This window comes from Methylotenera sp. E1MeOHC1 (genome assembly GCF_058745595.1).
Map to the genome: position 1 here is coordinate 1,454,849 of NZ_CP196025.1, position 14,151 is coordinate 1,468,999.

14 protein-coding genes are annotated in these 14,151 nt (G+C 46.6%); 6 read left to right on the top strand and 8 right to left on the bottom strand.

Annotated features, from left to right (window positions below; all coding sequences use genetic code 11):
• Position 1 precedes the first annotated feature (1 nt).
• The 3 genes from secB to ACSSU7_RS06630 form a co-directional block, all read right to left on the bottom strand.
• Positions 2–481 (bottom strand): protein-export chaperone SecB, encoded by a 480-nt coding sequence (gene secB, locus ACSSU7_RS06620; RefSeq protein ID WP_492515783.1) that lies wholly within the window; start codon positions 479–481, stop codon positions 2–4.
• 173 nt (positions 482–654) lie between these two features.
• On the bottom strand, positions 655–912 hold the full coding sequence (gene grxC, locus ACSSU7_RS06625) for a glutaredoxin 3 (RefSeq protein ID WP_492515784.1): 258 nt from the start codon (positions 910–912) through the stop codon (positions 655–657).
• Between the two features lie 4 nt (positions 913–916).
• A complete protein-coding gene (locus ACSSU7_RS06630; protein ID WP_492515785.1) occupies positions 917–1,330 on the bottom strand; it encodes a rhodanese-like domain-containing protein in 414 nt (137 codons plus the stop codon).
• Between the two features lie 153 nt (positions 1,331–1,483).
• On the opposite strand from ACSSU7_RS06630, the gene gpmI reads away from it, so the two are divergent.
• Together gpmI and ACSSU7_RS06640 are read left to right on the top strand one after the other, a co-directional pair.
• Complete coding sequence (gene gpmI / locus ACSSU7_RS06635; RefSeq protein ID WP_492515786.1) at positions 1,484–3,040, top strand: 2,3-bisphosphoglycerate-independent phosphoglycerate mutase; 1,557 nt, start codon at positions 1,484–1,486, stop codon at positions 3,038–3,040.
• A gap of 19 nt (positions 3,041–3,059) precedes the next feature.
• The gene (locus ACSSU7_RS06640; RefSeq protein ID WP_492517771.1) at positions 3,060–4,319 is read left to right on the top strand and encodes a murein hydrolase activator EnvC family protein; all 1,260 of its coding nucleotides are present in this window, start codon (positions 3,060–3,062) and stop codon (positions 4,317–4,319) included.
• A gap of 131 nt (positions 4,320–4,450) precedes the next feature.
• Here the strand turns inward: ACSSU7_RS06640 and ACSSU7_RS06645 are convergent, their stop codons facing one another.
• The 5 genes from ACSSU7_RS06645 to clpB all read right to left on the bottom strand — a co-directional run bounded on the left by ACSSU7_RS06645 (position 4,451) and on the right by clpB (position 9,509).
• On the bottom strand, positions 4,451–4,732 hold the full coding sequence (locus tag ACSSU7_RS06645; RefSeq protein WP_492515787.1) for a hypothetical protein: 282 nt from the start codon (positions 4,730–4,732) through the stop codon (positions 4,451–4,453).
• Between the two features lie 157 nt (positions 4,733–4,889).
• Complete coding sequence (locus ACSSU7_RS06650) at positions 4,890–5,309, bottom strand: secondary thiamine-phosphate synthase enzyme YjbQ (RefSeq protein ID WP_492515788.1); 420 nt, start codon at positions 5,307–5,309, stop codon at positions 4,890–4,892.
• A 68-nt stretch (positions 5,310–5,377) separates the two neighbouring features.
• Entirely contained in the window at positions 5,378–5,941 is a 564-nt protein-coding gene (locus ACSSU7_RS06655) for a hypothetical protein (RefSeq protein WP_492515789.1), read from the bottom strand.
• A gap of 2 nt (positions 5,942–5,943) precedes the next feature.
• Positions 5,944–6,867 (bottom strand): lytic transglycosylase domain-containing protein, encoded by a 924-nt coding sequence (locus ACSSU7_RS06660; RefSeq protein ID WP_492515790.1) that lies wholly within the window; start codon positions 6,865–6,867, stop codon positions 5,944–5,946.
• A 50-nt stretch (positions 6,868–6,917) separates the two neighbouring features.
• Positions 6,918–9,509: an ATP-dependent chaperone ClpB gene (gene clpB, locus ACSSU7_RS06665; RefSeq protein WP_492515791.1), complete on the bottom strand. Its 2,592-nt coding sequence runs from the start codon at positions 9,507–9,509 to the stop codon at positions 6,918–6,920.
• 159 nt (positions 9,510–9,668) lie between these two features.
• Here clpB and ACSSU7_RS06670 point away from each other — a divergent pair, with 159 nt between their 5' ends.
• From ACSSU7_RS06670 to coxB, 4 genes are all read left to right on the top strand, one after another.
• A complete protein-coding gene (locus ACSSU7_RS06670; RefSeq protein WP_492515792.1) occupies positions 9,669–12,011 on the top strand; it encodes a heavy metal translocating P-type ATPase in 2,343 nt (780 codons plus the stop codon).
• Between the two features lie 11 nt (positions 12,012–12,022).
• Positions 12,023–12,163, top strand: a complete 141-nt coding sequence (gene ccoS / locus ACSSU7_RS06675) for a cbb3-type cytochrome oxidase assembly protein CcoS (RefSeq protein ID WP_135276176.1) — start codon at positions 12,023–12,025, stop codon at positions 12,161–12,163.
• A 269-nt stretch (positions 12,164–12,432) separates the two neighbouring features.
• On the top strand, positions 12,433–12,897 hold the full coding sequence (locus tag ACSSU7_RS06680) for a DUF2244 domain-containing protein (protein ID WP_492515793.1): 465 nt from the start codon (positions 12,433–12,435) through the stop codon (positions 12,895–12,897).
• A gap of 23 nt (positions 12,898–12,920) precedes the next feature.
• Positions 12,921–14,135 (top strand): cytochrome c oxidase subunit II, encoded by a 1,215-nt coding sequence (gene coxB, locus ACSSU7_RS06685; RefSeq protein ID WP_492515794.1) that lies wholly within the window; start codon positions 12,921–12,923, stop codon positions 14,133–14,135.
• Positions 14,136–14,151: the final 16 nt, after the last annotated feature.

Below are 14,151 nucleotides of genomic sequence, written 5' to 3' on the forward strand. Positions count from 1 at the left end.
CTTATTGCACAGAACCTGCTTGCTCAGCTTCTTGTTGCTTTTGTTGTGCAAACAAAGCTTCAAAGTTGATTGGGTTCAATAATACCGGTTGGAAACCAGCACGTACGATTAAATCAGAAACGCTCTCACGTAGGTATGGGAACAGAATGTTAGGGCAAGTAATGCCAACAATCATTTCCATACTTTCCGCTGGGACATTGCGCACTTGGAAAATACCGGCTTGCGTTACCTCAACCAAGAACACAGTTTTATCTGCAATTTTAGAGGTTACAGTTACTTTAATTGCAACTTCAAATACGCTCTCTTCAATTTGCTGCGCTAAGTTACTTAACTCAATACTAACTTGTGGCTGGGTACGATCAGTAAAAATCTGTGGTGCATGTGGAATTTCTAATGAAACGTCTTTCACGTAAATTTTTTCAATGCTGAAGCCTGGTTGTTGCGCTTGTTCTTGTGCTACGTTGTTGTCTTCTTGTGCCATAATTTTCTACTTAAAATATTAATTAAAATTGATAAACGTGATTAAAATCATTTACAGCCGGTTAAAACTTAAGCTGGCATTCTAGCAGACTTTAAATCTTGCGCCTGAGGCTATATAAATTTTGCGCTCGGCTATAAATGTACTGCAAAACCATACTGCCGCTAAAGTAGCAGCTATGCCGCCAATAATGGATCAAGCCCCCCCGCCAGATCCAACGCACGCAAATCATCAAAACCGCCAATATGGCGATCATCAATATAGATTTGCGGCACGGTACGACGCCCCGTTTTCTGCATCATTTCCTCACGGCGTTCAGGCTGCAGGTCTATACGCACCTTATTGATCTCGGTTACGCCTTTACTTGTTAACAATCGCTCGGCGTTGATGCAATAAGGGCAAACTGCTGAGGTGTACATTAGGATATTTGCCATACGATTACGCTTTCACTACTGGAAGTTTAGCTCCAACCCACGCATTGAGCCCACCTTGTAAGTTATGCACTTGCTTGAACTCTGCTTTACGTAAAATATCGCATGCTTTTGCCGAGCGCGCACCGCGCTGGCAATTCACTAACAGCGGCTTATCTTTGTATTTAGCTAACTCTTTCAGGCGGTCTGCCAACTGCTCTAGCGGAATATGTTTCGCATCCACAATATGCCCACTGGCAAACTCTGCATCATCACGCACATCGATCACTAAAGCATGGTTACGGTTAATCAATGCCACTGCCTCGGTTGTGTTTAAGTTAGGCACACCACCTGCTTTTTTACCAAAATCTGGTAATAGCAACATAATGCCAGAACCCAAAGCCAAGCCAATTAACAAGACATTATCTTTTATAAACTCCACAACTTACCTTTCAAAATTTTACGCATTTAATCTCAAGCGGGATTCACCACACCTGAGCACTAGCACTTACGCATTTATAATCAGATTTTACGTGCAAATGCGCTAAAATGCGCATATTGATATCACTATTTATGCAAAAGATTGAGGCGCAACATGTCCCCTAATAAAAATATCACTCCTGTGTGTTTACTCATTTTGGATGGCTTCGGTTATCGTGAAGAAATCACCGATAACGCCATTGCTCAAGCCAACAAACCAAACTGGGATGCGCTTTGGAAAAACTTCCCACATACATTAATTAACGCATCAGAGCACTATGTAGGTTTACCTGATGGCCAAATGGGTAATTCAGAAGTGGGTCATCTTAATATTGGTGCCGGACGTGTGGTATTTCAAGACTTTGAGCGCATCAACAACAGCATCGCCTCAGGTGAGTTCTTTGAGCTCCCAGCGCTCGCGCAAGCACTAACCAACATTAAAAATACTGACAAAGCCTTGCACATTTTTGGCCTGCTCTCAGACGGCGGCGTGCATAGCCACCAAGACCATATTCATGCCATGATTAAAATGGCTGCAGTACATGGCCTGAGCAAAGTGTATATACACGCATTTTTAGATGGTCGCGATACGCCGCCAGTGAGTGCCGCGCCTTATATTGAGGCATTAGAGCAACAATGTAAAACCATCGGTGTTGGCAAGATTGCGTCTATCAGCGGCCGCTTTTACGGCATGGACCGCGATAAACGCTGGCCACGTGTTGAAGCCGCTTATAAATTGTTTACCGAAGGTGTTGGCGAATTTAGCGCGGAAACTGCCGCCGCAGGCTTACAAGATGCCTATGCTCGTGGAGAAAACGATGAGTTTGTCAAAACCACAGCTATCCACCCAGCCCATGAAGCGGCGGTACGCATGGAAGACGGTGATTTAGCTGTATTTATGAACTTCCGCTCTGACCGCGCCCGTCAGCTAACACATGCACTACTTGCTGACGAGTTTGATGGATTTCACCGTAGCAGCATACCTAAGTTAGCAGGCTTCTTCACGCTCACTATGTACGATAAAAAAGAAACCAAGGCCACGGTGATTTTTCCACCACAAGAAGTTAAAAACACACTGGGTGAATATTTATCAAACCAAGGACTTACACAACTAAGAATTGCTGAAACCGAGAAATATCCTCATGTGACCTTCTTCTTTAACGGCGGTGAGGAAACTGTGTTTGCCGGTGAAGATAGAATTCTTGTGCCATCGCCAAAAGTTGAAACTTACGACTTACAACCGGAAATGAGTGCAAACGAGGTTACAGAGAAACTGGAAGAGGTGATTCTGAATCGTCAATACGATGCGATTATCTGCAACTACGCTAACTGCGACATGGTTGGTCACTCCGGCAACCTAAAGGCAGCGATTGCTGCCGTGGAGGCGCTTGACACCTGCATCGGCCGTGTAGTGAATGCTATGCAAAGCATCGGTGGTGAAGTACTGATCACTGCAGACCACGGCAATGCGGAGCAAATGTATGACGCAGGCAACCATCAGCCACATACCCAGCACACCACCAATCTGGTGCCACTCATATACATTGGCAGAGATGGGCAATTAAACCCAAATGGCGCACTCTCAGACTTAGCTCCAACCATCTTAAGCTTAATGGGCCTCAGCCAGCCAGCTGAGATGACAGGTAAAAACTTAGTTCAGTTTAACGCTTAAACCCACGCCCCATACCATGATGCGCCAACGTATTATTCAAACAACATCAATACTGACATTGATGCTCCCGTTGCTACTTAACGCATCATGGTGTTATGCGGAGAAAAAATCCGATCAGCCGAAACAGGCACTGAGCAAGCTGCAACAGCAGCTGGAAGCACTCAAAAAAGAGCTAGATCAGGCGCAGGAAGAACACAAAGATGCCGCAGATGCACTCAAGGAAAGTGAAGTTGCCATTAGTGGTGCGGATAAAAAGCTGCATGAAATCAGCAAACAACAGGTTGATAACAAAAAAGAATTAGCCAAACTGGATGCTGAATCAAAATCCACCAATCAGGCACTGAGCCAAGAGCAAAAACTGCTAAGCGGGCAGCTTTACCAACAATATACTCACGGACAGCAAAGCTATGTGCAAATGATACTGCAGAGCGAACGCCCGAGTGAAGTTGCACGTGACCTGCATTATTTCTCATACGTGGCAAAAGCGCGTGCAGACTTAATCAACAAGATGCAGAACAACTTAAATAAGATTAAGCGACTCAACGAGTTAACAGCATCAAAATTGCAAGAAATCACAGACCTGAAACAAAAACAGCTGAATGAAAAGCGCATTTTAGAGGCGCAAAAGAAAGAAAAATCTAAAGTTGTAAACTCGCTTTCACAGCAGATTGCTGAGCAACGCGGGCAGATTAAAAAACTAAGTCGCGATGAAAAGCGGCTGTCACAGCTTGTGAGTAGGCTAGCCAGAATCATTCCCAAAACCAAACCAGTCAGCAAACCTACAGCAAGCAAGCCGACATCGCCTGTAGTTAAAAACACACCTAGTGCCAATATTGCGGTTAACAATGAAAACTTACCAAGTGATAATTTTGCCGGCGCTAATTTCTCTGCACTAAAAGGCAAGCTACGCTTGCCTGTACGCGGTACGGTAAGCAACCGTTTTGGCTCAGCCAGGCAAGATAGCGGCATCTCATGGAAAGGCTTATTTATCAAAGCCAACGAAGGCACAGAGGTTAAAGCTGTTGCTACTGGCCGCGTGGTTTTTGCCGACTGGCTACGTGGCTTTGGCAATCTAATTATTCTTGACCATGGCGATGGCTACATGAGCTTGTATGGCAATAACCAATCTGTTTTAAAACAAGCGGGCGAAACGGTAAAAAGCGGGGATACTATCGCCTCGGTAGGCAACACCGGGGGCAATGAGTCCAACGGGCTGTATTATGAGCTCAGAAACCAAAGCAGGCCTTTTGACCCAATGACATGGAGCAGCTTGAACTAGGCCACCATGCCAGCCATCACCAACCGAAAGGTCATCATCAGCCCAATAAAAAAGCACGCAAATCTGCGTGCTTTTTTAATCAACCCTACAAGCTAGTTCGCTAAGCTTTAAATACGGCTTAGCGACAGCAATTACTGTGGCTCTGAGTCTGCAAAGTTTGCCACTTCACCCGCTGCTGCTGCCGCTGCCGCTTCTGTTTCAGCAGCAATTTGTGCTGGGTCTAAAGTAATACCAGGAATGCGCTCATCTGTAGATGGCTCATAACCACCTGCAACAGGTGCAGCTGGTGCAGGTGCTGGCGCCGCAACTGGTGCAGCAGCTTCTACTGGTGCTGCCTCTTCTTTTTCGCCACATCCTACCAACAACAAACTTGTCATGCCCACAGCCAATAGTGAACGCAATAATATAGACATATAATCCCCTTAGTATTGTAAATAATTTAAACAACTTAACTCATTGTTTTATATTCAATCAGTTAAGTTGTTTCCCGAAGCCTATGGCTATTCTAACGCATTCAAGATTCTCTGCAACCTTAATGCGCATAAGGCCACAGCCCGCTTAACTAGCAAACTAATTACCCATCAAATGAAAAATAACGCGGCGATGACTCGCCACGTGACGATGCTCATAGAGAAAAATACCTTGCCACTGCCCTAATGCAAGCTTGCCTTCCAACAACGGGATAGATAAATGAGTTTGCGTCAGTGCAGAACGCACATGCGCCGGCATGTCGTCCGGCCCTTCTACTGTATGAATAAACAGCGGATCACCATCGGGCACTAGGCGATTAAAAAACGCCTCCATGTCCACCAGCACATCATGATCATAATTTTCATTAATCAATAAGCTAGCAGAGGTATGTTGTATATAGAGCGTCAGCAACCCCGTGCGTAGGCCGCTAGACTCAGCCCATGCAGTCACCTGCGGTGTAATATCGTAAAGCTTGCGGCCTTGTGTATTTACGCTAATCTGCCATGTTTTTTGCTGCATTGATTACTCCAAACTCGTCATTAACACTTAGAGTATATCTAACATACCAACAAACACTCAATGCAAACCTACCAGCAACCCCAAGGTGACAGATAACCCGCGCCCATGCCAAAGCCTGGTCTGAAGCGTGAGCCGTAGGCACCAAAAGCGTAAGGACTCATACCAAAGCGTGGGTAGCGGCAAAACGGATCATTAAAACGCTGGCTGTTAATCATTTGCTGTTTTAGCTTATCTATTTCAGCGCGCTTTACTTGCTCGCGTTTATTAATTTCTTCTGCCAGCTTGTTTCTTAACGCCAACTCGCGGCTGGTATGAATATAATCCAACACTCTGCCATCCACGCCGCGCTTGCTTAAATCGACGCTTTGACTAGGCGTTAGATCGTAAGCTGAGTCTGTGTCTTTGATTTTTTGAATAATCTGCTCATGACCCAGCCCTTGTTTAGACAAAGCAACAATATCATCCAAGCTCAACACCGGATGCGCCTGTGGCATTATTTTCTCTAACTCTTCCGCTGAAACTCTATCTATAGCTGGGGCGTTCGCCATATCTTGACCATTAGTTGCGCAGCCAGCAGCCAACAACAATGTAATGATTAGTGCCAAATAAGCACGATTGCTAACCTCTATCACAATCAACCCTTCCGTTTAAAAATAGGTGATGGCTCTACAATCGCACCATCAAATACGTGATTTTTGATGGGATAACGTGCCTGTACTTTTTTAACATACTGGCGCGTTTCCGAAAAAGGCGGGATGCCGTTATATTTATTCACAGCGCCTTCACCCGCATTGTAGGCAGCCACCGCGAGGGCAACATCACCTTTAAAATAAGCGAGCAGCCAACGTAAATAAGCCACGCCGCCCTTAATGTTTTGGCTGGCGTTAAATGCATTTTTTACGTTGAACCGCTCAGCTGTATCAGGAATCAATTGCATCAAACCCTGCGCCTGCTTGTTAGAGTGTGCAGACTGCACAAAACCGGACTCAACCGAAATAATAGACAATACCAATTTAGCATCGACCTTGTACCAAGCGGAAATCGTATCGACCAAATGCAGAATCCAGCGTTTATTCTCTGGCAAACCGGCAACATATTGGTCAATGCCATCAGCGCTAGCCACTGCTTTTTCTGGATCAACCTCCGCGATAACGCAAGGTGGCAAATCAACAGCACCCAGCTCTACCGTTTCCAGCATACGCTGCGACTCCGAATGCCCTTGCAAAGATGCAGTTGCAAACATTGCAGCAGCCAAATCACGGTTAGCAGGCACACCTTTGCCGGCCGCATATAGCATACCAAGCCTGAACTGTGCCTCGGCACTGCCTAGGCGCGACGCCTGACAGTACAGCCGCGCGGCCTGCCAATCGCTCTCCAAGCCCTTTGCATCGTGCTCTGCACTTGCCGCTTGCAGGAGCAAACCTTTAATCACCTCAGGCTCCAGATTAAAAGCTTCGTGATTAAAGGTCTCTTGCTCATGCCGACTAGGCTCTGCATAGGACTCGCCAGCCACCGCAAACAACATCGTTAACGTGGCTAGGCTCAACTTTTTGATCAACGCAATATCGATTAACCCGCTCCTTTACGAAGGCCTGCCATTATCACAGGCTAAGTAGTCGCTTTTGAAAACACCAGCTTCCCAGCCCTCACGTCGATTTTGACAATGTCTTTAGCAATAAAATTCCCTGCCAAAATTTCACGTGCCAACGGATTCTCTATTTCACTCTGTATTGCGCGTTTCAAAGGTCGAGCACCGTACACAGGATCAAACCCTGCATTTGCAATTTCGGCAACGGCAGCATCTGTCAGTTCTAGCTGCATATCCATTGCAGCCAAGCGTTTAGCAAGGTATTGCAACTGAATTGCGGCAATCGATTTAATGTTATCTTCACCCAGCGCATGGAACACCACAACCTCGTCAATCCGGTTCACAAACTCAGGCCGGAAATGCGTTTTCACTTCGCCCATCACCGCCAATTTCACCAATTGATAGTCCTGGTCGCTCATGCTTTGTATCATTTGGCTGCCAAGGTTAGAGGTCATGATAATCACGGTATTTTTAAAGTCCACTGTGCGACCTTGACCATCGGTCAAACGACCATCATCCAACACTTGCAGCAACACATTAAATACATCCGGATGTGCTTTCTCCACCTCGTCCAGCAGAATCACGCTATAAGGCTTGCGACGCACTGCTTCGGTTAAGGTTCCGCCCTCTTCATAACCCACATAACCAGGGGGCGCACCTATCATGCGCGCAACAGAGTGTTTCTCCATAAACTCACTCATATCGATACGAATCAAGTGGTCTTCTGAGTCAAACAAAAAGTTGGCCAAAGACTTACATAACTCAGTCTTACCCACACCAGTAGGGCCTAAAAACAAGAAGCTGCCATAAGGTCGATTTGGATCACCTAAACCAGAGCGTGAGCGGCGAATCGCGTCAGAAACCAAGCGCACCGCTTCATCCTGCCCCACAACGCGCTCATGCAATTTCGCTTCCATCGTCAACAATTTTTCACGCTCTCCCGTCATCATCTTGCTGACAGGGATGCCAGTGGCACGGCTCACCACTTCGGCAATTTCATCTGCGCCTACTTCAGTGCGCAGCATTTTGTGTTTGGTTAAATCTACACTCACCTCAGCAGTTGACGCTTGTTTCAGCTGCGTTTCCAGTTGCGGCAACTTGCCATACTGTAGCTCTGAGACTTTCTGCCAATCGCCCTTACGCGTGGCTTCCTCTATCTCGAATCTTACTTTTTCAATCGCCTCTTTAATGTGAGCAGAGCCCTGCACCTGCGCCTTCTCTGCTTTCCAGATTTCCTCTAAATCAGCGTACTCTTTCTCCAGCTTGCCGATTTCCTCTTCAATCAACTCAAAGCGCTTTTTGCTGCCCTCGTCTTTTTCACGGCGCACCGCTTCACGCTCAATTTTGAGCTGAATCAGGCGACGCTCCAGCTTATCCATCACCTCAGGCTTGGAGTCAATTTCCATCTTGATGCGGCTTGCCGCTTCATCAATCAAATCAATCGCCTTATCGGGCAAGAATCGGTCTGTAATGTAGCGATGGCTCAATTCAGCTGCGGCCACAATCGCAGGGTCGGTAATTTCCACACCATGATGCAGCTCATACTTCTCTTGCAAGCCGCGCAATATGGCAATAGTTGCCTCCACAGAAGGCTCATCCACTAACACTTTTTGGAAGCGGCGCTCTAAAGCGGCATCCTTTTCAATATATTTGCGATACTCATCTAAAGTGGTCGCGCCCACGCAATGCAATTCACCACGCGCTAAAGCCGGCTTCAGCATATTGCCGGCATCCATCGCGCCTTCTGCTTTACCGGCGCCCACCATGGTATGAATTTCATCAATAAACACGATGGTCTGACCTTCATCCTGCGCCAGCTCTTTCAGCACAGATTTCAAACGCTCCTCAAACTCACCACGGTATTTAGCACCCGCTAGTAAGGCTGCCATATCCAATGACAGTACTTTCTTGCCTTTTAGCGACTCTGGCACCTCGCCATTAACAATGCGCTGCGCCAAACCTTCTACAATCGCAGTTTTACCTACACCAGGCTCGCCAATCAGCACCGGGTTGTTTTTGGTGCGACGTTGCAACACTTGAATCGCACGGCGGATTTCATCATCGCGGCCAATTACTGGATCTAACTTGCCAAGGCGCGCACGCTCGGTTAAATCTATCGTATATTTTTTTAGAGATTCGCGTTGGCCTTCGGCTTCCTGACTATCTACATTTTCATTACCGCGCACCGCTTGCACCGCAGCCTCCAGTGCAGCCTTAGTTAAGCCATTTTTTTTGAGTAACTTTGCGGTTTCGCCTTTATCATCAGCCAAGGCTAATAAAAACATCTCGCTTGCGATATAAGCATCGCCGCGCTTTTGCGAAAGTTTATCGGTAACATTCAGCAGATTATTCAAATCACGTGAAATGGCCACTTCACCGCTGGCGTCAGCTGATTTAGGTAAATTGGCAATGGCTGCAGTTAAGCCTGTTTTCAGCTGATTCAGCTGCACACCGGCGCGCGCCAATAGCGATGCGGTGCCGCCGTCTTCCTGCTGCAGTAATGCCTGCAGTAAATGTTGTGATTCAATTGCGGTATTATCAGCGCCCAAAGCCAAGCTTTGCGCATCGCTAATCGCTTGTTGGAATTTAGTCGTTAATTTATCAAAGCGCACAGATTTCTCCTATTATCACTCTAAGGTTTAAATGCTTTTCTGCAGCTAACGTGGGGCTGAATATTCACTTTTCAATATATAATACAAAGTATTAATTCGTTATTTAAATGGCAATTGAATTAACAGTCTTTTGACAATGCCATTGCATGGAGTGGATTTTTGCTTACCAATACTTTCAGTGCTGAAGACACGCCATCCAACGCAGCTTGGACGATTTTAGATACCGAAGACCAATGGCAAGCGTTTAGCCAGCCAGTGCTAAATCAAGACATACAATCCTCACAGCAATTAGTACAATCTGACTTGCTACTGGATGGATTACGCTGCGCTGCATGCTCCGGCATTATTGAACAAGGCTTGAAATCAACACCGGGCATTGTTAGTGCGCGCGTGAGCATGTCCAAAAAGCGCGCGGTGGTAGTGTGGTCGCCTAGTGCAACCCTGCCCTCCAAAATACTAACTGCCATTCATGATTTAGGTTACAGCGCATTCCCCGCCACCCAACATGAAGATGACCTAGTCTCACTACAAAAGCAAAGAGCAGCGTTTTGGCGCTGGATGGTGTCCGGCTTCTGCATGATGCAAGTCATGATGTACGCCAGCCCAACCTACTTTACAACGCCAGGCGAAATTTCTAGCGACATATTGCACTTACTGAACTGGGCATCGTGGCTACTCAGTCTACCGGTACTGCTATTCTCCAGCAGCGCATTCTTCAGCAATGCATTGCGCGACCTGAAGCAAAAGCAAATCAGTATGGATCTGCCTGTGGCACTGGGCATTATCATCACCTTTATTGTCAGTTCAGCCGCCACGTTTGACCCCAGCGGCTGGTGGGGCAATACCGTGTATTTTGATTCACTCACCATGTTCGTATTCTTTTTACTTTCTGCGCGCTTGGTTGAAGTAAAGCTGCATCGCAAAACACTGGGCGCGCTAGACAATCTCGCCAGCCGTATTCCTGAAAACACAGAACGACAGAACCCGGACGGCACATTTACACGGGTGCTGAATACCAAGCTAAAAGTCGGAGACATTGTCCGAGTGCAGATTGGTGAGGCTTTTCCGGCTGACGGAAAAATCATTATCGGCAATACCAGTGTCGACGAATCTCTACTCACTGGCGAATCTACCCCTATCCAGAAAAACCTAGATGATGATGTGATTGCTGGCAGTTACAACCTGCGCCAGCCTGTGTGCATCACGCTCAATACCATAGGTGAATCTACCAAATACGGTCAAATTGTTAATCTCATCAACAATGCCGCAGTTGAGAAGCCCCGCCTATCAAAACTAGCAGACCGCGTTGCCCGCCCTTTCCTGATTTTTGTGATGTTAAGTGCCACCATTGCAGCCGCATTACTATGGAATATAGACCACGGGCGCGCCTTAATGACGGCCGCCGCCGTCCTGATTGTCACCTGCCCATGCGCGCTCTCGCTAGCCACGCCGGCAGCCATGCTCGCCAGTGCCAGCGCCTTTGTGAAGCGCGGAATTTTAATTAAACGCATCCAGGCGATTGAAAACATTGCAGACGTCGATACGATTATTTTTGATAAAACCGGCACGCTGACAGAAGACCACATTCAAATTAAAGCCATCGCAACTAAAGCCGGGCTAACCGAGTCAGCAGCCTTGACGCTTGCAGCAGCCGTTGCACAGCACTCCATGCACCCGATTTCGCGCGCACTGGTTAACGCCCACAAGTCTAGTGACTTACCCACGCCTGAAATCGAGTTAAATGGCATTGAAGAAATATCTGGCGCCGGCATTAGCGCTACGATCAATGCTACCGATGCTTCGCTACTTGAACACAGTGGTATTGGTAACGAGCTCAAGCTAGGCTCAGCAATTTTCTGTGGTATTGCAGAAAATGACAGCAACACTCAACAAGTTTATTTAGCAAACAAGCAAGGCTGGCTAGCAACTTTTACTTTACAAGAAGCCATCAAACACAATGCCGCGCTCGCTATCGCCTCGTTAAAGGAAGCCAAGCTCGCTATCGAACTACTCTCTGGCGACCGCTCAAGTGCAGTTGAAAACACCGCCACTCAGATTGGCATTTCACAATACCAATCCGCATGTAGTCCAGAAGACAAACTTTTACGCCTGCAAGCACTCAAACGTGAAGGCAAGAAAGTATTGATGGTGGGCGACGGCCTGAATGATGGGCCTATTTTAGCCAGCGCCCATGTATCTATCGCCATGGGCAAAGGGGTGCCGCTCACACTGGCGCATGCTGATTATGTATTTTTAAACGGCGACATCAGTCAGATTCCGCACCTGATTCGCCATGCCAAACAAACCATGAAGATTATTAAAGAAAACATCGCTTGGGCGATTGTCTATAACTTAATCAGCATCCCACTGGCATTTTTTGGCATACTATCCGCATGGCTGGCGGGCCTGGGCATGGCCGTTAGCTCGCTGATTGTGGTGGCTAATGCACTACGCTTAACTAAATTTGCATCACCAGAAACCGACACGCATAGCGATCAATAAAGGAGCTCGTCATGGACATATTATTTGTACTTATTCCACTCTCTGTCATCATGGCGCTCGTCGTCCTTGGTGGTCTTTGGTGGGCAATTTACCGTGGTCAATTTGAAGATATCGAAGATGAAGGCAAGCGTATTTTAGAAGATGACGACTAAAATATTTCTTGCTCAAAAGTAGCAACAGCGCTACACATGACGACTTATTAGCAACGCGCTGCACACATAATCCCAGCCTCAAATTGCACATTTTCCCAAGAGTGCATACGCTGACAAAACCTTTCAAAAATATTTCTATTTGTTTCAAATTTGTAACAAATTCTCTTGAGTAATTAATTTTTTTATGCTAGTTTCTGACATGCGTCAAATTGACGCATGTGAAATTGTGTTAGCAAATCATCAATTTAAACGTAAGGCTTGGATGATGCATGACGGTTTCTGGCTCAGATGGCAACATATTGATTGCAAAGCCAAATAACTCGCTATCCCCAACGGGATTTGTCTGGTTGTTTGTTGGTGTTTTCACCATCACAACGACAATTACCATCGGGTTTACGTTAGCAGGGGCTTGGTTGGTACTGCCATTTGCCGGGATAGAAATCATCGTACTCGCATACGTGCTAATCAATGCTTACCTGCATTATGGTGATTTTGAAAGCATCAAAATCGTTAATGATGATGTGGTAATAGAGAAATACAGTTATAAAAGTTTTGAGAAATTCACTTTTCAACGTTACTGGATAAGGGTGACATTACACGAATCCTTAGACGGTACAACCGCGATTTTCATTGGCTCACATGGCAAGGAAGTCGAATTTGGCAGTCGTTACATCAACAAAGAAGAGCGAGAAGTCATCGCCAAGCAACTGAAGCAAGATTTAAAAATCGTTTAATGGTTTTTGTTTTGGGAGAAGGTATGTTGAAGCAGGCTATGAAAAAGATTGGTTTCGGTTTACTTTTGTTACTCACAGCACCGCAAGTGTTTGCTGAGATTCGCTGGAACTTTCCTGAGCCAGTCACCCCGATGGCACTTGATACACTACATGTACACAATAAATTCATGCTGATCGTTGCCGTGATTTTTGTTGTGGTACTCGCCATCATGATTTACTCACTGATCAAACACCGCAAGAGTGCTGGTCACCAAGCAGTAGTAGACAAAGCACCGTCAACCGCGACAGAAATTTTCTGGACACTGATTCCCTTTGTTATTCTGCTCGTGATTGACTTTGTCATCATGGGCATTCCGGCCTACCACAGCGTAGTGATGATGGAGGACACCAAAAACGAGTCCGACATGATGATTAAAATCACGGGCTCCCAATGGCGTTGGCAATATGAATATATAGGCAATACTGACAAAGGGAACCAAAATGGCCTCGTAGATGCCAAAGGCATTAAGTTCACCAGCACTCTATCTACTCCTCAAGACCAAGTAAACGGCACAGTGCCACCCGTTGACGATCCTAAGAGCCCATACCTGCTAGATGTAGATAACCGACTGGTACTTCCGGTTGGCGCCAAGGTACGCATACTCATGACATCAACTGACGTACTGCACAACTGGTGGGTGCCGCAATTTGGCTCATCACGTGTTGCCGTTCCGGGCTTTATCCGTGAAACTTGGGTGCAGGTTGATAAAGCTGGCACTTATCGCGGTCAATGTAAGGAGCTATGCGGAAAAGGCCACGGCTATATGCCTGTTGTGGTTGATGCGCTACCTAAAGCCGAATACGCAGCATGGGTAGATCTCAAGCAGAAAGAAATCACTGCACAAGCTGCTGGCGCAGATAAAGAATGGAGCAAAGACGAGTTAATCGCCCAAGGAAAGGCCGTCTATGACAAAAACTGTGCAGTATGCCACCAAGTATCTGGTGCAGGCTTGCCGCCAGCGTTCCCCGCGCTCACCGGCAGCAAAATCGCAACTTCACCTATTTTTGACGCCAGCGGCAAATACCTGCCAGACAGCCATTTAGATCGGGTACTCAATGGGATACGTGTGATGCCAGCATGGAAAGCACTATTAAATGATACCGAAATTGCTGCTGTCATCACTTATGAACGCAACGCGCTAGGCAACAGTGTGGGTGATGTCCTTCAACCCGCGCAGGTTAAAGCCGCACGTCAATAAACACAGGTACAGGAGA